The 19212-nt window shown below is 67.7% G+C and carries 15 protein-coding genes and 1 pseudogene; 10 read left to right on the top strand and 6 right to left on the bottom strand.

Going from position 1 to position 19212, the window contains the following annotated elements; translation table 11 throughout:
- Positions 1-77 precede the first annotated feature (77 nt).
- Positions 78-941 (bottom strand): annotated as a pseudogene (locus AC1M0F_RS08085) (DMT family transporter); the annotation flags it as partial.
- A gap of 33 nt (positions 942-974) precedes the next feature.
- Between AC1M0F_RS08085 and AC1M0F_RS08080 the strand changes: the two are divergent.
- The 3 genes from AC1M0F_RS08080 (at position 975) to AC1M0F_RS08070 (ending at position 3632) form a co-directional block, all read left to right on the top strand.
- Positions 975-1568, top strand: a complete 594-nt coding sequence (locus AC1M0F_RS08080) for a TetR/AcrR family transcriptional regulator (RefSeq protein WP_480237711.1) — start codon at positions 975-977, stop codon at positions 1566-1568.
- 87 nt (positions 1569-1655) lie between these two features.
- Positions 1656-2093 (top strand): Fur family transcriptional regulator, encoded by a 438-nt coding sequence (locus AC1M0F_RS08075; RefSeq protein ID WP_480237710.1) that lies wholly within the window; start codon positions 1656-1658, stop codon positions 2091-2093.
- Between the two features lie 75 nt (positions 2094-2168).
- Positions 2169-3632 (top strand): catalase, encoded by a 1464-nt coding sequence (locus AC1M0F_RS08070; protein ID WP_480237709.1) that lies wholly within the window; start codon positions 2169-2171, stop codon positions 3630-3632.
- 61 nt (positions 3633-3693) lie between these two features.
- Here the strand turns inward: AC1M0F_RS08070 and AC1M0F_RS08065 are convergent, their stop codons facing one another.
- The 5 genes from AC1M0F_RS08065 to AC1M0F_RS08045 all read right to left on the bottom strand — a co-directional run bounded on the left by AC1M0F_RS08065 (position 3694) and on the right by AC1M0F_RS08045 (position 9500).
- A complete protein-coding gene (locus AC1M0F_RS08065; protein ID WP_480237708.1) occupies positions 3694-5001 on the bottom strand; it encodes a DUF58 domain-containing protein in 1308 nt (435 codons plus the stop codon).
- On the bottom strand, positions 5002-6162 hold the full coding sequence (locus tag AC1M0F_RS08060; RefSeq protein ID WP_480237707.1) for an AAA family ATPase: 1161 nt from the start codon (positions 6160-6162) through the stop codon (positions 5002-5004). It abuts the gene before it with no gap.
- Between the two features lie 61 nt (positions 6163-6223).
- The gene (locus AC1M0F_RS08055; protein WP_480237706.1) at positions 6224-7447 is read right to left on the bottom strand and encodes a DUF4350 domain-containing protein; all 1224 of its coding nucleotides are present in this window, start codon (positions 7445-7447) and stop codon (positions 6224-6226) included.
- Complete coding sequence (locus tag AC1M0F_RS08050) at positions 7444-8112, bottom strand: DUF4129 domain-containing protein (protein WP_480237705.1); 669 nt, start codon at positions 8110-8112, stop codon at positions 7444-7446. Before AC1M0F_RS08050 ends, AC1M0F_RS08055 begins: the two co-directional genes overlap by 4 nt.
- Positions 8103-9500 carry a DUF7847 domain-containing protein gene (locus tag AC1M0F_RS08045; protein WP_480237704.1) on the bottom strand — a complete coding sequence of 466 codons (1398 nt, stop codon included), beginning with the start codon at positions 9498-9500 and terminating at the stop codon, positions 8103-8105. Before AC1M0F_RS08045 ends, AC1M0F_RS08050 begins: the two co-directional genes overlap by 10 nt.
- Before the next feature lie 201 nt (positions 9501-9701).
- Between AC1M0F_RS08045 and mtrA the strand changes: the two genes are divergently transcribed.
- The 7 genes from mtrA to secA all read left to right on the top strand — a co-directional run bounded on the left by mtrA (position 9702) and on the right by secA (position 19187).
- On the top strand, positions 9702-10388 hold the full coding sequence (gene mtrA / locus AC1M0F_RS08040) for an MtrAB system response regulator MtrA (RefSeq protein WP_480237703.1): 687 nt from the start codon (positions 9702-9704) through the stop codon (positions 10386-10388).
- A gap of 7 nt (positions 10389-10395) precedes the next feature.
- A complete protein-coding gene (gene mtrB / locus AC1M0F_RS08035) occupies positions 10396-12048 on the top strand; it encodes an MtrAB system histidine kinase MtrB (RefSeq protein ID WP_480237702.1) in 1653 nt (550 codons plus the stop codon).
- Positions 12045-13730: an LpqB family beta-propeller domain-containing protein gene (locus AC1M0F_RS08030; protein ID WP_480237701.1), complete on the top strand. Its 1686-nt coding sequence runs from the start codon at positions 12045-12047 to the stop codon at positions 13728-13730. The genes mtrB and AC1M0F_RS08030 overlap by 4 nt, the downstream gene beginning before the upstream one ends.
- Before the next feature lie 100 nt (positions 13731-13830).
- Positions 13831-14601 carry a CYTH domain-containing protein gene (locus AC1M0F_RS08025; RefSeq protein ID WP_480237700.1) on the top strand — a complete coding sequence of 257 codons (771 nt, stop codon included), beginning with the start codon at positions 13831-13833 and terminating at the stop codon, positions 14599-14601.
- Between the two features lie 101 nt (positions 14602-14702).
- A complete protein-coding gene (locus AC1M0F_RS08020) occupies positions 14703-15404 on the top strand; it encodes a ComF family protein (protein WP_480237699.1) in 702 nt (233 codons plus the stop codon).
- A 91-nt stretch (positions 15405-15495) separates the two neighbouring features.
- Positions 15496-16158, top strand: a complete 663-nt coding sequence (gene hpf / locus AC1M0F_RS08015; protein WP_480237698.1) for a ribosome hibernation-promoting factor, HPF/YfiA family — start codon at positions 15496-15498, stop codon at positions 16156-16158.
- Between the two features lie 212 nt (positions 16159-16370).
- Positions 16371-19187: a preprotein translocase subunit SecA gene (gene secA / locus AC1M0F_RS08010; RefSeq protein ID WP_480237697.1), complete on the top strand. Its 2817-nt coding sequence runs from the start codon at positions 16371-16373 to the stop codon at positions 19185-19187.
- Positions 19188-19212 lie beyond the last annotated feature (25 nt).

The following is a 19212-nucleotide window of genomic DNA, read 5'->3' as shown; positions in this document are numbered from 1 at the left end:
AGAGGACCAGCTGTGGTCTTCAGTGCGCCGCCGACCCGGCTGGCGCGGCCCGCTGAGTCCGTGGCGAGCACGACGGCGACACCGCCGCCGCACAACACGAAGCCGACGAGAGTGAGCACGGTCATCGGCTCGCCGAGGACCACCCAGCCGGCCAGGGCGGTCGCCGGCGCGACGAGGAAGAGCAGCGCGTTGAGCACGGTGATGCCCACCCGGCGCAGCAACCACCAGTACAGGCCGTATGCGATCACCGTCGGGATGAGCGCCGAAAGAACGGTCTGGAGCCAGAAGCCAGCGGATGCCGGTGGCGCCAGTGTTCCCGTGGCGGTGCCGAGCACGAGGAGGGCCACGGCCGTCACGGTGACGTGCACGGTCAGCGTGACGAGCACGGGCAGCGTCGACGGCGACCGACGGTCGAGGAACGTCGCCGCGACGAGGCACGCCATTGCCAGGCCGGGCAGCACGAAGGCCGTCGGCGGAGCATCCGAGCCGGCCATCTGCGACTGCACGACGAGAACGACACCGGAGGCGCCGACCACCAGACCCGCCCATTGAACGCCGCGAACCCTGAGCCCGAGAAGCGGCCCGACCAGGGTCGCGACCACAAGGGGCTGCACGGCATCGATCAGGGCCGTCGTGCCCGCGGTGACACCCGAGGCAATTGCCGCGTACACGAGCGCGACGTACCCGAACTGGGCGAAGAGGCCGACGACCGCCTGGCCCCGGAGCGCGCGGGGAGCGACGCTCTTCAGGGCTCCGGATGCCAGCACAATGGCGATCAGAGCCACCGCGAGCGGCACGAACCGCCAGACGAGGAGCGTCAGAACCGCGACGTCGGCGGTGGCGATGGCTGCGATGAGAAAGCCTGAACTCCACGAGGCGACGAAGAGGACCGAGGTCAGCACGGTTACGACGCGGGTGGGTATACCGATCTGTTTACTCATTGCCTGAACTATACAGGTCGGTATACTCGACGAATGGCCATCACCCCAGCTGACCTGCCTGCCCTCACTCCTGGCGCTCGTCGGGTCCTCGACGCGGCTTCCCGGCTTTTCTACGAGCGAGGGATCCACGCCGTCGGTGTCGACACAATCGCCGACGAGGCCGGGGTCACGAAGAAGACGCTGTATGACCGCTTCGGCTCGAAGGAGGCGCTCGTCGTCTCCTATCTCCAGCACAGGGACGCACGCTGGCGCGAGCATCTGGCGGCACAACTCGACCGGTCGCCGGCGGTGGGTGTCGACCGCGTGCTCGTCGTCTTCGACGCGGCGATCTCGTGGTCCGATGAGAACAGCCCCAGGGGCTGCAGTGCCATCAATGCGCGCGCCGAGATCGGCGACGGGGTCGATGGGCTGATTTTCCCGGAAGTGGTGCGCCAGAAGTCGTGGCTGCTCGACGTGTTCACAGCGTTGTGCCTGGAGGTCGGTGCCGAGCGGCCAGAGGACGTCGCCCATTCGATGATGCTGCTCTATGAGGGGGCGATCGTGACCGTCGGCATGTCGACATTCGACCATCCCTTCCACCGGGCGCGGGAGGTCGCGCACGAGATTCTCGTTCGCCGGACTCCGTGATCCCGGACGCCGCGCGGCCATCCCTGTCGACGCGCCCGGGCGCGCCGCAGTTTTGAATGACTCAAAACAACGCGATAGGGTCGGATCATGACAACGACGGAGGCGACGGAACTGCGCGAGAGCCTTCGCGCCGCCGGACTCCGCGCAACCGACCAGCGCGTCGCCGTGCTGCAGGCCCTGGGGGCAGCGCCTCATGCCGATGCCGCCGGTGTCCTCGCGGCGGTCACCCCGACGCTCCCTGACACGTCGGTGCAGGCGGTCTACGGCATCCTCGGCGCGCTGACGGATGCCGGCCTGGTGCGCCGGATCGAACCGGCCGGTTCCGCCGCCCGCTACGAGTTGCGTGTGGGGGACAACCACCATCACGTCGTCTGCACCCGGTGCGGCGCCATCGGCGACGTCGACTGCGCCGTTGGCCACGCCCCGTGCCTGACGCCGTCAGGAACATCCGGTTTCACGATTGCCACCGCCGAAGTCACCTACTGGGGTCTGTGCCCCGACTGCGCGGCCACGCCACCCGCCTGACGTCCTCTTCCGCTCCCGCGTGCATCCAGCGTGCACGGAGCTGCCTGTCCCTGCCCGAAAATCCCAAGGAGATCCATGTCCGATACCTCGTTCACCACCACAAACACCGGCACGCCGGTCCAGGCGGACTCGCAGTCGCTGACCGTCGGTGCCGATGGCGCCATCCCGCTGATCGACAGCTACCTGACCGAGAAGCTCGCCCACTTCAACAGGGAGCGAGTGCCGGAGCGCGTCGTCCACGCCAAGGGCGGCGGCGCGTTCGGAGTGTTCGAGACGACCGAGGACGTGTCACGCTTCACCCGTGCCGCGCTCTTCCAGCCGGGAGTGTCCACCGAGATGCTGGCCCGCTTCTCCACGGTGGCAGGCGAGCAGGGATCTCCTGACACCTGGCGCGACCCCCGCGGTTTCGCGCTCAAGTTCTACACCTCAGAGGGCAACTACGACCTCGTCGGGAACAACACCCCGGTGTTCTTCATCCGCGACGGCATCAAGTTCCCCGACTTCATCCACTCGCAGAAGCGCCTCCCGGGCTCGAACCTGCGCAACAATGACATGCAGTGGGACTTCTGGAGCCAGTCGCCCGAGAGCGCGCACCAGGTCACCTGGCTCATGGGCGACCGCGGCCTGCCCTCCTCGTGGCGTCACATGGACGGGTTCGGCTCGCACACCTACCAGTGGATCAACGCCGCTGGTGAGCGTTTCTGGGTGAAGTACCACTTCAAGACCAATCAGGGCATCGGCGTGCTGAGCGCCGAGCAGGCGACGGAGATCGCCGGCCAGGACGCCGACTACCACCAGCACGACCTGTACACGAACATCGCAGAGGGCAACCTCCCGAGCTGGACCATGTCCGTGCAGGTCATGCCGTACGAGGACGCCAAGACCTACCGCTTCAACCCGTTCGACGTCACGAAGGTCTGGCCGCACGCCGACTACCCGCTGATCCGGGTCGGCACGATGACGCTGAACCGCAACGCCGAGAACTACTTCGCCCAGATCGAGCAGGCCACATTCTCTCCGGCGAACTTCGTCCCCGGAATCGCGGCAAGCCCGGACAGGATGCTCCAGGCGCGGATCTTCTCCTACGCGGATGCCCACCGCTACCGCGTCGGTGTGAACCACGCCCAGCTGCCCGTCAACGCGGCGAAGAGCCCGGTGAACAGCTACTCGAAGGACGGCGCAGGCCGCATCGACTTCCCGCCGGCCGACCGTCCGGTCTACGCCCCGAACTCGTTCGGCGGACCGCACGCGGATGCTGCCCGCGCGGCCGAGTCGACCGGCTGGCAGAACGACGGTGAGCTCGTGCGCACCTCGGCGACCCTGCACCCCGAGGACGACGACTTCGGCCAGGCCGGAACGCTCTACCGTGACGTGATGGACGACGCGGCGAAGGCCCGCCTGCTCGCGCAGATCACCGGCCACGTCGGCGCCGTGCAGAACGCTGAGATCCGCGCGCGGGCCATCGCGTACTGGTCCAACGTCGACATCGAACTCGGGTCGAAGCTCGGTGCGGCTCTCGCCGCCACCAGCGTGCTCTAGGCGACACCACCACAGAGGGCCCGGCATTCGTCAGACACGGATGCCGGGCCCTTCGCGGTCGCTAGAGCCGGCCGGCCGCCTTCAGCGCGATGTAGTGGTCGGCGAGGGCTGGCGGCAGGTCGGCGGGTGCTGCGGTGACCACGTCGGCGCCGAGCTGCCTCACGGCACCTGAGACGCGCGCGATGTCGAGGAGCGCGCGTTCCGCCGCTGCGGCCAGGTAGACCTCGTCGCGGTTTCCGCGCTCCCTGCTCGCGGTGAGCGCAGTGGGGTCGGTGACGGATGCCACGACGACCGTGTGCCGTTTCGTCAGCTGGGGAAGCATCGACAGCAGCCCTGTGGATGCGCCTGGCGCGTCGACCGAGGTGAGCAGCACCACGAGCGAGTGCTGGCTCGTCACCCCGCGGACCAGCGCAGGGACCGCCGCCCAGTCCATCTCGAGCAGTTCGGGGTCGATGGTGGACATGGTGTCGACGAGCTTGGACATCAGGTCGGCCCCCGTCGCGCCCTGCACCCGGCCGCGGACCCGCCGGTCGTAGGCGATCAGGTCGACCCGGTCACCGGCTCGGGTGGCGAGCGCCGCGAGCAGCAGGGAGGACTCGAACGCCGTGTCGATCCGTGGTTCGTCGGCGACGCGGGCCGCTGAGGTCCTCCCGGTGTCGAGGACGATGACGACGCGGCGGTCGCGCTCAGGACGCCAGGTGCGCACGACGACGTCACGCCTGCGGGCGGTGGCCCGCCAGTCGATCGACCGCACGTCGTCGCCGCGCACATACTCGCGCAGCGAATCGAATTCGGTGCCCTGGCCGCGCACCATCACGCTCGTGGCTCCGTCGAGTTCCCGAAGCCGGGCCAGCCGGGACGGCAGATGCTTTCGGGCGTTGAACGGCGGGAGCACGCGGATGTGGCCGTGACTCTTCAGCGTGGCCTGCCGCGCCCACAGCCGAAGCGGGCCGAACGACCGGACGGTGACGAGCTCGACCCGGCGTTCGCCCCGGCGGAACGGGGTCAGGGGGACGGCGACCATTCGTCGTTCTCCTGCCGGGATGGTGACCCTGGTGCGGGTGACGGCTGGACCTGCCGACGGCTGCCAGGCATCCCTGACGATGCCGCGCAGGGTGCGCCTGCCCGGGTTGGCCAGGTACAGCTCGCTGGTCACGGTCTCGCCCAGCCTGGTCCGTGCCGGCACCGACCGCGAGGGCACGAGCACACGGGGGGATGCCGCGAGCAGCACGTCGAGGACGCCGAGCGCGACCGCGAAGAGCAGCCACAGCCCCAGCACGACCCCCGGCTCACCTGCCGCTGTGCCGAACACCACGACGGGAACGACGCCGACGGCGACGAGCGCGACGAACCACCCAGACACGGTCATCTAGATCGGCACCTGCACCTGCTGCATGACCGAACGGAGGATCGCGTCCGAGCCGACGCCCTCGAGCTCGGCCTCAGGGCGGAGCTGGAGGCGGTGGCGCCAGACCGGGATCACCATGGCCTGGACGTGGTCCGGGGTGACCCACGCGTAGCCGCTCAGCCACGCCCACGACTTCGCGGCCGCGAGGAGGGCTGTCGTTCCGCGGGGGCTGACGCCCATCCGCACCGACGGGCTGCGCCTGGTGGCCCTCGCGAGGTCGACGATGTAGCTGAGCACGTCTGGGCTCACACCTGTGGCTGCTGCGGCGAGCTGCGCCTCGGCCAGGTCTGCGGCGTTGAGCACGGCGGTGACGCCGGCTCCGGCAAGATCGCGGGGGTTGAAGCCCGCGGCGTGGCGACGAAGCACCTCGACTTCGAGGTCGCGTTCGGGGATGTCGAGGACGAGTTTGAGGAGGAAGCGGTCGAGCTGTGCCTCAGGGAGGGTGTACGTGCCCTCGTACTCGATCGGGTTCATGGTCGCGGCCACGACGAACGGAACAGGCAGCGGAAGGGTGACGCCGTCGGTGGAGACCTGGCGCTCCTCCATCGCTTCGAGCAGCGAGGACTGGGTCTTCGGAGGCGTTCTGTTGATCTCGTCGGCGAGCATGATGTTCGTGAACACCGGACCGCGCCTGAACTCGAACTCGCCGGTTTTCGCGTCATAGATGAGCGACCCGGTCACGTCGCCAGGCATGAGGTCCGGAGTGAACTGGACCCGCTTCGTGTCGAGGTCGAGAGCCTGGCTGAGGGTGCGGACGAGCAGCGTCTTCGCGACGCCGGGCACACCCTCGAGCAGCACGTGCCCCTTGGCGAGCAGGGCGATGATCAGGCCGGTGACGGCCGGTTCCTGGCCGACGACGGCCTTGCCGACCTCCCGGCGGACCTGCGCCAGCTTCTCACGGAGCTCCGCGATCCGCGGCGACTCCGTCTGCGGCGCTCGCCGGCGCTCAGGTGCGGCATCCTGGCGGATGGGCGCTGCGGGCGGCTGGGCCTGCGGGTAGCCCTGGCCCTGCGGGACGCCCTGGCCCTGCGGGACGCCCTGGCCCTGCGGGGGCATCTGTTGCTGGGGCGCCTGTGGGTAGCCCTGCGGATTCGGCTGGCCGTGCGGTGTCGGAGTGGTCATGTCGCGTTCTTCCGGTTCGGTCGGTGGAGGCAGGTCGGGGAGAAGAGGGAGGTTCCCGGCATCAGCGGGGTCCTGGTGGCCGAGGATCGACGGCGGCGGTGACGGCGGACTCCAGGTCGCGCAGGGCGTCGGACAACGTCAGGACGTCGCGCTCGGTCTGAGGCAGGATGTCGACGAGGATGCCACGGACTTCGGCCGGATTCCTCCCGGTGGCGGAGGCTGCGGCATCCGAAACCTCGCCTACCCCTGCCGTCCGGGGGAGTCCGAGCGTCGTTCCCAGGCGCCCGATGGTGCCGATCCTGAGCGCGTCGACGGCACGCGTGCGGGCAGCTGTGCGCTGGTAGAGGCGCGACCTGCCCTCCATCGTCTCCCCGGATGGCACCGTCACCGGCAGGTCCTCGGCCACGAGCGGGCCGAAGCGGCGGCCGCGCCAGAACATCGCGACAAGCGCGGCGATGACCAGGAGGGAGGTGACCGGGACGAGCCAGGTCGGGGTCAGGTCCTGCAGGTTGGGAGGTCCGGATGCCTCGACGTCGGCGAGTGACGGGAGGAACCAGACGAGACGGTCGGTCCCACCGAGCAGCCCGAGGGCGAGCGCGGCGTTGCCGTGCAGCACGACCTTGTCGTTGCTGACCAGGTCGGACGGTCCGAGGAGCGTGAGGCTTCCGTCGTCCTTCGGGATCGTCACGACGGCGAAGCCGCCGGTGTCCGCAGGGAAGCAGCCGTCGGCATCCGAATCAGGGGAGATGGCGAGAGTCGGACCCGGGCTGATCGTGCCTGCGCGTTCGGCGGCGCCCAGCGTGCAGGATGCCTCGTCGAGCGGGGTGCCGGCCGCCGCCACGCCCGCGGCGCTGACGCCAGGGGCGAGAGACTGGAGTTGCAGGAATGCGGGGGAGAAGATGACGACGTCTCCTGCGCGTTCGACGAGATCGGTCAGACGGGCGTCGGTGAGGTATCCGGAGGGGTCGTACAGCGCGAAGGTCGTCCCAGGCGTCTCCGCCTCGGCCAGGGCCTCGTCGTAGCCCTCTGGGATGATCACGTCGACGCCCTGCCCGCTGAGGACCTCGGCGATGGCCCTGGCGCCTGTTGGAGCCGGGCTGGCCGGGTCGAGCGGAATACTGCTGGAGGAACCGCCACGGGTGAGGACGAGGCTGACGGCGACGACGATGATGCAGACGACGGCCACTCCCACCCAGAACAGCCCGCGCCTCGCGACGGTGCGGGCCCGGGGCGTCAGCACGGTGTCGTCGTCGCGCTCGCGCGCGGGTGGGGCGATCAGCGTCATGCGACCGGCACCTGGTCGAGCGGTTCGGACGAGACCGGCGACTGCTTCTGCAGTCGGCCATCAAGGGCACGCAAACGCTCGTACTGCTCAGGTGTGCCGTCGTGGCTGAGGTATCTCACCCGGTCGAAGCCGTCAGCCGCCAGCGCCAGGTCGTCGGATTGCGAGGGGAAGGCCGTGGAGGCCCGACGGGCGAAATCGTGCGCGGTCGTCCCAGGGCTGACCAGGACGATGGTGCGTTCCGCGAGTCCTCTGGCCACCCCGCGGAACAGCTCGAGGACGGCCGTGGTCCAGTCGCCCGCGGATGCCGCCCGCGCCGCTGCAGACCTGAGCTCAGCGGCGGTGCGGCGGTCGTCGTCGCCGAACAGGCCGGACGATGGCGTGCTCTTCCTGTTGACCCGGGGAATGCCCCAGATGAGGAGCGCGACGCCGAGCGCGGCGAGGACGAGCACGACGATGGCGACGGGCAGCCAGTCGAGGGGAACGGACGCGCCTGGCTGGAACAGCCGCACCAGCCAGGCGAAGAACTCCCGGCTCAGCACGTCGAACAGGCTCGGTGTCGCCGCGGCGTACTCGGGTTTCGACAATTCTTCGAGCAGCCAGTCGCGTGCATCTGGTGCGTCTGGCACCACAGGGACGTCGAACCCGGTGCCGCTCGCTAGGCCCATGAAGTTCCCGTCGGAGGCACGGTTCCCGTCGAGTGGACCAGATACGGGTCTGCGACCGTCGTGTCGCCGGACTGGCGCGCCTCGACGAATCGGATGAGCTCGAGGTCGAGTCCCTCCTTGCGCATTCGGAGGTCGATGTAGATGAACGCGATCGTCGCCGACTGGACCACGGAGGTGATGGATGCCACGAGCAGGGTCAGCACGATCATCGCGACGTAGAGCAGGGCCGGTGCGATCCAGTCCTCGACCGTGAGCGATCCGGTCGGGTCGATCACGCTGACGGCCATCGTGTAAAGGATGCTGATCGGTGTCAGGACGATCTGAGAGACAGTGCCGATGATGAACCCGATGAGGAGCTGGATCCCGAGGGTCTTCCAGAAATAGCCGTTCGTCAGTCGCCACGACCTGCGGACGGCTGCGAAGACGCCGAGCCTCTCGAGAACGATGGCGCTGGGCACGAGCGAGAGTTTGGTGCCCAACCACCAGCCGACGACGAAGAGCGCGAGCGCGGCCAGAATGGCCACGATCACCCCGACAGCGATGAAACCCTCGCCAAGGGCGACCAGGGACCAGACGACACCGACGATGACAGCGAGGACGATCGTGAAGGCGACGAGGGCGACCAGCGTCCAGAGCAGCAGAGGCCAGAGCCTCGGCCAGGTTGCTTTCCACGCGGCACCCAGGGTCAGCTTCTCACCCAGCGTCGACCGGGCGGCCTCCGTGACGATGACGCCCTGGAGGAAGACGGTGGCTGCGATCACGAGAGGGAACGGCGCGATCGTGGCGATCAGGATGGCGACGAGACCGCCCGCCCCGACGGCTTCGACGTCCTCCGGTGCCGCGCTCGTAATCCGCGAGATGGCGAACCACGTGGCGAGTCCGATGAAGAGGAGGCTGACCACGACCGTGATGGCCTGGATGAGCAGTGCGCTCCCGAACGTGGCCTTCGGATTGCGCTTGAGAGTGAGGAACGGCGCTCCGAGCAGCGTGCCGAAACCGAGGGGCCGGAGCGGAATGAGCCCCGGTTTGGGGGGAGGCGCCCACGCGGCGGGCGCGGCGGCCCCTGGCTGTCCGACCGAGTAGCCCCACTGCGCCTGGCCGGGCTGCTGGTAGCCGTACTGGCCGTAGGCGCCCTGGGGATATTGGGGCTGCGGCGGTCCATACGTCGGTGCGGGCTGGTAAGCGGGGTACGGGTTCTGCGCGTAGGGATTCTGCGGAGGCGCCGGCGGAACCTGCGGCGCCGGGGGTGGATAGAACTCCCGGTCAGAGGCCCATTCCGTTGCGGCCTGTTGGCCAGCTTGCTCGGCCTCCCTCCTGCGGCGTTCCTCGCCGCGCGACGGGTCGCCCTCCGGCCGTGCCCAGTCCTGCCCGTTCTCGTCGGTGCTCACTCCAGCGGCTCCCTCAGGCTCGTCGACATGATGCGCTCCCTAATCGTGTCACACCCGCCCCATCCTCACCATGCGGTCGAGGTACCCGCGGCCCCGTGCGGTTCTCGGCGAACTGTCACCACGTTGCGGCTAATCTTGTGCCAGGTACCGCACGGTTGCGTCCACCAGACGCGGCCTGCACACGAATCGAGAACGAGGCGTATGAACGCACGGATCCTGGTGGTCGACGACGACACCGCCCTGGCTGAAATGATCGGCATTGTGCTCCGCACGGAGGGTTTCGACCCATCCTTCTGCGCTGACGGTTCCGGCGCGCTCGACGCGTTCCGAGAGGCCAGACCCGACCTCGTCCTGCTCGACCTCATGCTCCCGGGCATCGACGGCATCGAGGTGTGCAACCGGATCCGCAGCGAATCCGGCGTGCCCATCATCATGCTCACCGCGAAGACGGACACCTCGGATGTCGTCAAGGGGCTCGAATCCGGCGCTGACGACTACATGGTCAAGCCGTTCAACCCCAAGGAGCTCGTGGCGCGGATCCGCACCCGCCTGCGCCCGGCGTCCCCCCAGTCGCAGGACTCGCTGCAGATCGGCGACCTCACCCTCGACGTCGCAGGCCACGAGGTCAAGCGCGGCGAGAAGCGCATCAACCTGACCCCCCTCGAGTTCGATCTCCTGCTGACCCTGGCGTCGAAGCCCCAGCAGGTGTTCACCCGCGAGATGCTCCTCGAGCAGGTCTGGGGTTACCACTACAAAGCGGACACCCGCCTCGTGAACGTGCACGTCCAGCGGTTGCGCGCCAAGGTCGAAGACGACCCTGACAACCCGCGCATCGTCATGACCGTGCGCGGCGTCGGCTATCGCGCCGGCGCCGGCGCCGCCGCCTGAGGACGAGATGGCACTTGGGCAGGGCGTGTCGGGCATTCGGCTCGACAACTGGAGGACATGGCCGGCACGTGCCGTGCGTTCCTGGCGACGGTCGCTGCAGTTCCGCACCATCGTCGTCACGCTCGCCCTGTCACTCTTCGCCTTGCTCATCTCGAGCTTCTACATGTCCCTGACCATCGGCAACGACCTCTTCCAGTCACGCGTGAGCCAGGTGCAACAGGACTCCGCCCGCGCGATCGAGGCTGCGCAGAGCATCCTCGACTCCTCGAGCGACCAGGGCCGTGCAAGCACCCAGGAGCTCATGGGCGCCGCGCGTGAGGAGATCGCGCGCACGTCGTCGAGCGCCATGATCGCCGGCTACCGTGTCCCGGGGCAGGAGCCGAGCCCGACGGGTCCGCAGGACTTCGAAAACGTCAGACTCAAAGACGTCGTGAGCGACGAACTGCGCACCGTCGTGCAGGACAACCCGGACGAACAGTGGTGGCAGTCGGTGTCGCTCGCGACGGCGGACGGCAGCCGCGTTCCCGGGATCGTGGTCGGATCTCAGATCACCCTGCCAGAGGGCAGCCGGTGGGAGATTTACATCGGGTTCGACCTCAACGACACCGAACAGACGCTGCTCTTCGTCCAGCGCACCCTCTTCATCGGCGGGCTCACCCTGCTCCTGCTCGTCGGAGCAGTGGCCTGGGTGATCGTCCGCCTCGTCGCCAACCCGGTGCGGGTGGCAGCCGAGACCAGTGAGCAACTCGCGCAGGGAGACCTGGAGGTGAGGATCCCGGTGAAGGGCGAGGACGAACTCGCCACACTCGCGCGATCGTTCAACGGCATGGCCGACAGCCTCCAGTCCCAGATCAAGGAACTCGCCGACCTGTCACAGGTGCAGCAGCGCTTCGTCTCCGACGTCTCGCACGAACTGCGCACGCCGCTCACGACGATCCGGCTGGCCGGAGACGTGCTCTACGACCAGCGCTCGGACTTCCCCCCTGCGACGGCGCGCACGGCCGAGTTGCTCCATACCCAGACGCAGCGCTTCGAAGTACTGCTCGCCGACCTGCTGGAGATCAGCCGGTACGACGCAGGCTCCGTCCAGCTCGAGATCGAACCGCACAGCCTCGTTCACCTCGCCCAGGACTCGATCGATGGGATGGCCTCCCTGGCTGAGCAGAAGGGTTCGGACGTCAGGCTCGTTGCCCCTGGCGGCTATTCGAACGTCGAGATCGATCCGCGTCGCATCCGCCGCGTCGTTCGCAACCTCCTCGGCAACGCCATCGAACACGGGGAGGGCAGACCGATCGTCGTCACCGTCGACAGCAACGAGCAGGCCGTTGCGCTCTCCGTGCGTGACTACGGCCACGGGATGAGCGAGGAGGACGCCCAACGGGTCTTCGACCGCTTCTGGAGGGCCGATCCCTCCCGCAAACGAACCATCGGCGGCACCGGGCTCGGACTGGCCATCGCGCTCGAGGACGCCCAGCTGCACGGCGGAAGCCTCGAGCTGTGGTCCCGCGTGGGCGAGGGCACCTGCTTCCGTCTGACGCTGCCGCGGGTCCTGGGCGGACCCGTCACGCTCTCGCCGATTCCGCTGCCGCCCGAAGACGCCGAACCGGTCGATACCGACGGTACGGATGCCAGCCGTCGCGAGAACGGAGTCGGTGTATGAGATCACGAATTCGGGCGGCAGCAGCCGTCGCGCTCGCCGCCTCCCTCCTGCTGGCCGGCTGCGCTGGCATCCCGCAGGGCGGCGCGCCCCGGATCGGGCAGCCCGTCACCGGTGCCGAGGACCCCGAGGTCCAGTTCATCGCGAAGGGTCCTGAGGCCGGCGCGAGCCAGGAGCAGATCCTCCGGGGCTTCATCGATGCGGCCTCGAGTCCCAGGGAGGACTACGCCACGGCGCGTGAGTACCTGGCCCCTGAGATCAAGACCGTCTGGAACCCCGACCTCAACGCGATCGTCGACGAGGCCGCGCAGCGCAGCTACCTCTCGGTCGACGACACCTCGATGCAGCTCACCGTCACCCCGCTCGCCGAGGTCAACGAGGAGGGCGAGTACACCGAGTTCGCCTCGAGCACGCCGCTGATTCAGGGTTACAGTTTCACCCAGGTCAAGGGCGAGTGGCGGATCAGCGTCGCGCCCGACCGGGTCATCCTCGACCCCCAGCGGTTCAACGACGTCTTCAGTTCTTACGCCGTCACTTTCTTCGACCCGTCCTGGACCTACCTGGTGCCTGACCTCCGCTGGTTCCCGTCGAGGACGTCGACGGGAACGCGGATCGTCAAGGCGCTCCTCGACGGTCCGAGCCCTCTGCTGGCCGGCGCGGTGACCACGGCGTTCCCCGAGGGCACCACACTGACCAAGAACGCCGTCCCTGTCGTCGGCGACGTCGCCCAGATCGACCTCAGCAGCGAGGTGTTCCAGGCAGACGATGTGACGCTGCAGCGGATGCAGGCGCAATTGTCCGCCAGCCTCGCCGGGGTCTCCGCCATCAACTCCGTCAGCATCACTGTGAACAACAACACCGAGGACATCCCCGCGCTGACGGTGCCGTCGCCCCGTGTGGACCCGCGCGCCCTCGTCCTCACCGAGGAGGGCTTCGGCTTCCTCTCGAACGGCGACTCGCTCGAGAGGCTGCCGGGACTGTCTCCGCTCATCGAATCGCTCGCACCGACAGCGGTAGTCGTCAACGCCACCCACAGCCTCGCTGCGGTGCGGACAGCCGACGGGGTGTTCGCGGTGCGCGCGTCCGGTGCCGACCCGCTCCGGGTGGACTCCAGGCCGGGCCTCGTGGCACCATCGCTCGACACGTTCGGGCACATCTGGACCGTTCCGGCCTCGTCTCCGGGTGCGTTGTTCGTCTCGCGCCCAGACGGGACGCAGCGGGCCGTCCTCACCAGCTGGCCCGAGGCATCCTCGATCCTGTCGATCGCGGTCTCCAGGGACGGCACCCGGATCCTCGCGCTTGTGCGTGTCGGAGACGAGTCGCGGCTGCTCGTGGCAGGCATCCAGCGCGACGGGGACAACATCCCTGTGAGCCTCGGTGACCCGCAGTCGCTCGCCGTCGGTACCGGCACTGCCGTGACCTCCACGTGGGTGGACGACCTCACCGTCGCCACGCTCACCACGTCTCCTGACGGCTCGACGGATGTCGTCAGGCAGGTGGTCGGCGGCCAGTCCGACATTCTCGGCGGTCCTGCTGGCGCTGTGTCACTCGTCGGCGGAAGCGGGCTGCGCCAGCTGCGAGCGGTGATCTCCGGCGGAAACCTGACGGCCCTGCGCACCTCGGCCTGGCAGGTCGTCGGTTCCGGGGTCTCGCTCATCGCCACCCAGCTCGGCAATCCCGGCTGATCGCCCGGAGTCGGCTCGCGCAGTCACCCTCGACGGGTGAGGCGCGGGTTTCGGCGTCGGCGTACTCTCGAGCCGACGAGCCGGGCAGTGAGGAGTGATCATGACGAATTCACCTGGAGCCCCGAACCTGCCTGCCGACCAGATGGCTGCGTTGCTCTCCGCCCTCGAGGGATGTGACTCGGTCGAGTTGAAGGTCACCGTTCCCGACAGGGATCAGCGATCGACGATGCAGGCCCTTGAGATGGATGCGCTCGACGCCCAGATCCGGCAGGTGGTCTACTTCGACACACCGGACCTAGCGCTGAACCGGCACGGAATCATCGTGCGGGCCCGGAGGCGGACAGATGGGGACGACAGCGTGATCAAGCTGCGCCCCGTCGTCCCGAGCGAACTGTCCACCGAGCTGACGGGCGTACCGGGTTTCGGCGTCGAAGTGGATGCGATGCCAGGGGCCTTCGTGTGCTCGGCGAGCATGGGAGCAAAGAAGCGCAAAGGGAAGGTCAAGGAGGCCATCGCGGGCGGGCGCGCCATCTCCTCCCTCTTCACCAAACAGCAGCGGGCCTTTTTCGGCGACTGCGCGCCCGAGGGAGTCTCGCTCGACGACCTGTCGGTCCTCGGGCCGGTCACCGCCCTCAAGCTGAAGTACTCGCCGAGCGGCTACACCGGCAAACTCGTTGCCGAGTTGTGGTTCTACCCGGACGGCTCACGCATCCTGGAGCTGTCAACGAAGTGCGCGTCGAATGAGACCTTCGACGTGGCCGTCCGTACGAGGGCCTACCTCGAGGACCGCGGAATCGACCTGACCGGGGAGCAGCAGGCGAAGACCCGCACGGCTCTCGAGTTCTTCTCCCGGGAGATCACCACTCCCTGAGCCGGGAGTGCCCGCTCTCCACCGCCGAGGGCCGTTGCCGTCCTGTCCACAGTTTTCGCCGTCTTCTCACCTGTGGAACGGTGCCCGGGCAGCCTGTGGTGATGGCGTCGGCAGACATCAGGCTGGCGAGGGCCGCGAGAGAAGTGGTTGCTCTCCTCGTTCCCGTGGAATGTGTCGGATGCGGGGTGCCCGGCATCACCGTGTGCCCAGGATGTTCCGTCCGCATGGGCGGCCGGCTGGTGTGCCGCGAGCTCGAGCCAGGGTTCCCGGTCTGGGCGGGGACGGAGTACACGGATGTCGCCAGGCGCGCGATCCTCGCGCTCAAGAACGACCAGCGCACCGACGCGTCCTCCGCCCTCGCCCGTGTCCTCCTCCCGGCCATCGACGCTGCCATTGACTCCCTGCCGGGTGATACGGCCGCGGGTGGCGTCGTGACACTCGCTGCGCTGCCGTCGACGAGGGCAGCATTCCGGCGGCGCGGCTATCGGCCGGTGGACGTGGTCGTCGCGCGGACGGCGTTCACGCTCGAGCATCCCCTCGCCTGGCGGCGCCAGCCAGGAGATCAGATCGGACTCGGTATCGCCGCGCGGCAGGCCAATCTCTCCGGCGCTCTCCGGACGAAACGACCGGTGACCGGGCGCCGTTTCCTTCTCGTCGACGACGTCGTGACCACGGGCCAAACGCTCAGGGAAGCACGCCGCGCGGTGGTGGAGGCGGGCGGCTCGGTCATCGGCGCGGCCGTGATCGCCGCAACTCCGCGACTCTTCCTGACCGCTTCGTCACGGGCACACTTTGCTGAGTGACTTATCAGCCGTGCGGGACTACGGTGGGGGCTAAAGGCGTGAAAGGACCGCCCTGGATAGTGCGGCGGCACGCCTGATCTGGGAGGTTGACGTGGAAACAAACATTGTCGGACAAGGCCTGGGACTCACCGATCGCTTTCGCGATTATGTGGAAGAAAAGTCTGAGAAGATCGCCCACCTGTCGGACCGGGCCCTCGCATTCGAGGTCAAGGTCAGCCGTCACCACGACAAGAGCGGGAAGGCTGGAGACGATCGCGTCGAGTTGACGCTCATCGGACCGGGGCCGCTCGTGAGAGCGGAGGCCGCCGGCTCGGACAAGTACGTCGCCTTTGATCTGGCAATCGCCAAACTTCTCGAACAGGTGCGTCGGGCGAAGGATCGAAAGAAGGTCCTTCGAGGGAAACGCAGGACATCACTGTCCGAGGCAAGCGCTGCCGGGTTCAGCACCATCGATGTGCAACCGGCGGACCTCGACACGATCCGCCGCGTCGCGACGGGGGCCGTTGCGACGGTCGAGGACGAGGCGCCTGAAGACGACGAGTATTGCCCCGTCGTGATCAGGGAGAAGGTGTTCGCAGCCGAATTCATGACCGTGGACGAAGCCGTCGACAGGATGGAGCTCGTCGGGCATCCGTTCTTCCTCTTCGTCGATGCGAAGAATGACCGACCGAGCGTCGTCTACCGTCGCAAAGGCTGGGACTACGGAGTCATCGGTCTCGACGAAGACGCGGGGAACGAGAAGAAGCGCGCCTAGCAGTTCGCTGTCCAGCTCACGCGGGTGCCCGGTATCGGCACCCGCGTGAGCCGCGTTCGGGGGAGTGGATCCGCCCGGATTCAGGATGCTCACACCCCGCACCGGACTAACATAGAGACGGTCGTCGGCAGGAGCGCCGGTGACCACACCGTGCACACGGCACGGCCGCACGTCGGAAAAACGTGCCCCGAGAGCAAAGTGGAGTTCAATACGTGGCCTCAGTACTAGAGAAGGTTCTTCGCCTGGGTGAGGGCCGAGTCATCAAGAAGCTCGAGAACCTCGCAACGGCAGTCAACTCGCTCGAGCCCGACTTCGCCGACCTCACCGATGAGGAACTGCGCAACGAGACGGCCGAGCTGCGGGAGCGGCACGCCAACGGGGAGTCGCTCGACGACCTCCTGCCCGAAGCGTTCGCTGCCGTCCGCGAAGCATCCAAGCGCACGCTGGGGCTCCGCCACTTCGACGTCCAGCTGATGGGTGGCGCTGCACTCCACCTCGGCAACATCGCCGAGATGAAGACCGGTGAGGGAAAGACCCTCGTGGCCACCCTGCCCGCGTACCTCAACGCCATCGCAGGCAAGGGCGTCCACGTCGTCACGGTGAACGACTTCCTCGCCACCTACCAGTCCGAGCTCATGGGCCGCGTCTTCCGCGCCCTCGGCATGACCACCGGTGTCATCCTGGCCGGCCAGACCCCCGAGCAGCGCCGCGAACAGTACGCCGCCGACATCACGTACGGCACGAACAACGAGTTCGGCTTCGACTACCTCCGCGACAACATGGCGTGGCAGTCCAAGGACCTCGTCCAGCGCGGTCACTTCTTCGCGATCGTCGACGAGGTCGACTCGATCCTCATCGACGAGGCCAGGACGCCGCTCATCATCTCCGGACCGGCGTCAGGCGAAGCCAACCGCTGGTTCGCCGAGTTCGCCCGCCTCGCGACCGTCCTCGTCGAGGACGAGGACTACGAGGTCGACGAGAAGAAGCGCACCGTCGGTGTCCTCGAGTCCGGCATCGAGAAGGTCGAAGACTACCTCGGCATCGACAACCTGTACGAGTCTGCGAACACGCCGCTCATCTCCTTCCTCAACAACTCGATCAAGGCGCGCGCCCTGTTCAAGAAGGACAAGGACTACGTCGTCATGAACGGCGAGGTCATGATCGTCGACGAGCACACCGGACGCATCCTGATGGGACGCCGCTACAACGAGGGCATCCACCAGGCGATCGAGGCCAAGGAAGGCGTGCAGGTCAAGGCCGAGAACCAGACCCTCGCAACCGTCACGCTCCAGAACTACTTCCGCCTGTACGAGAAACTCGCCGGGATGACCGGTACGGCCGAGACCGAAGCCGCCGAGTTCATGTCGACGTACAAGCTCGGCGTCGTCCCGATCCGCACCAACAAGCCGATGCGGCGCCTCGACCAGTCCGACCTCGTCTACAAGAACGAGGAGACGAAGTTCGCCCAGGTCGTCGAGGACATCGCGGAGCGCAATGCCAAGGGGCAGCCGGTCCTGGTCGGAACGACGAGCGTGGAGAAGAGCGAATACCTCTCCCGCCTGCTCGCCAAGAAGGGCATCCGTCACGAGGTGCTCAACGCGAAGAACCACGCCCGCGAAGCCGCGATCGTCGCGCAGGCGGGCCGCCTCGGTTCGGTGACCGTCGCGACCAACATGGCCGGACGTGGGACGGACATCATGCTCGGCGGAAACGCCGAGTTCCTCGCCGTCCAGGAGATGAACCAGAAGGGCCTCAGCCCCACCGAGACGCCCGACGACTACGAGGCAGCGTGGGACGACGTCTTCACCGCGGTCAAGGAGACGGTGAACGAGGAGGCCGAGAAGGTCATCGACGCCGGCGGACTCTACGTCCTCGGAACCGAACGCCACGAGTCGCGCCGCATCGACAACCAGCTGCGCGGACGGTCGGGCCGTCAGGGCGACCCGGGTGAGAGCAGGTTCTACCTCTCGCTCACCGACGACCTCATGCGCCTCTTCAATTCCGGCGCCGCCGAAGCCCTGATGGGCCGAGGGGGAGTGCCAGACGACATGGCCATCGAGTCCAAGGTCGTCAGCCGCGCCATCCGCAGCGCACAGTCACAGGTCGAGGCTCGCAACGCCGAGATCCGCAAGAACGTGCTGAAGTACGATGACGTCCTCAACCGGCAGCGCGAGGCCATCTACGCCGACCGCCGCCACATCCTCGAGGGCGACGACCTGCACGAGCGCACCCAGAAGTTCCTCGAAGACGTGATCGACGAGGTGCTCGACGTGCACATCGGCGAAGGGAACGGCGACGACTGGGACTTCGACGCACTGTGGGTCGACCTGAAGACGCTGTACCCGATCAGCCTCACCATCGACGAGGTCGTGGCAGAGGCAGGGCAGAAGGGCAAGATCAACCGCGACTTCATGCGCCGCGAGATCCTGTCTGACGCCAGGCTCGCTTACTCCCACCGCGAGGAGCAGCTCGGGTCACCGGCCATGCGCGAACTCGAACGCCGCGTGGTGCTGCAGGTCGTCGACCGCCGCTGGCGCGACCACCTGTACGAGATGGACTACCTCAAGGACGGCATCGGCCTGCGCGCCATGGCCCAGCGCGACCCGCTGGTCGAGTACCAGCGCGAGGGCTTCAGCATGTTCCAGCAGATGATGGGCCAGATCCGCGAGGAATCCGTCGGCTACCTGTTCAACCTCGAGGTCGAGGTGAAGAAGGGCGCCACAGAGGAAGTGACGTCGGTCGAGGCCAAGGGCCTCACCCGCGACACGACCGAGGACGAGAAGCTCAGCTACTCGGCGGCCAACGAGGGTGGCGAGGTCGAGGTCCGCAACCAGAAGGGCCAGATCGAGAAGTCAGCGACCGCTCGCGCCCAGCGCGCTTCAGACGTCACGGCAGCACCGCGCACAAGCGGCACTCCGGCCCAGCCGGCACAGCCGGCCACCCGTGGAGCGTTCGGCCAGAAGGGCGACGCTCCCGCGGCCCCTGCCGGAAACCGTGCCGACCGCAGGGCCCAGGGCAAGAAGAAGTAACGCTCGACAGCCCATCACAGACACC

Source organism: Mycetocola sp. Y719 (genome assembly GCF_056713205.1).
This window is presented reverse-complemented; position numbering and strand designations above follow the sequence as displayed.

Coding starts and splice junctions, on each gene's coding strand:
- AC1M0F_RS08080 (WP_480237711.1), top strand. CDS start 975: ATGGCCATCACCCCAGCTGACCTGCCTGCCCTCACTCCTGGCGCTCGT.
- AC1M0F_RS08075 (WP_480237710.1), top strand. CDS start 1,656: ATGACAACGACGGAGGCGACGGAACTGCGCGAGAGCCTTCGCGCCGCC.
- AC1M0F_RS08070 (WP_480237709.1), top strand. CDS start 2,169: ATGTCCGATACCTCGTTCACCACCACAAACACCGGCACGCCGGTCCAG.
- AC1M0F_RS08065 (WP_480237708.1), bottom strand. CDS start 5,001: ATGACCGTGTCTGGGTGGTTCGTCGCGCTCGTCGCCGTCGGCGTCGTT.
- AC1M0F_RS08060 (WP_480237707.1), bottom strand. CDS start 6,162: ATGACCACTCCGACACCGCACGGCCAGCCGAATCCGCAGGGCTACCCA.
- AC1M0F_RS08055 (WP_480237706.1), bottom strand. CDS start 7,447: ATGACGCTGATCGCCCCACCCGCGCGCGAGCGCGACGACGACACCGTG.
- AC1M0F_RS08050 (WP_480237705.1), bottom strand. CDS start 8,112: ATGGGCCTAGCGAGCGGCACCGGGTTCGACGTCCCTGTGGTGCCAGAC.
- mtrA (WP_480237703.1), top strand. CDS start 9,702: ATGAACGCACGGATCCTGGTGGTCGACGACGACACCGCCCTGGCTGAA.
- mtrB (WP_480237702.1), top strand. CDS start 10,396: ATGGCACTTGGGCAGGGCGTGTCGGGCATTCGGCTCGACAACTGGAGG.
- AC1M0F_RS08030 (WP_480237701.1), top strand. CDS start 12,045: ATGAGATCACGAATTCGGGCGGCAGCAGCCGTCGCGCTCGCCGCCTCC.
- AC1M0F_RS08025 (WP_480237700.1), top strand. CDS start 13,831: ATGACGAATTCACCTGGAGCCCCGAACCTGCCTGCCGACCAGATGGCT.
- AC1M0F_RS08020 (WP_480237699.1), top strand. CDS start 14,703: ATGGCGTCGGCAGACATCAGGCTGGCGAGGGCCGCGAGAGAAGTGGTT.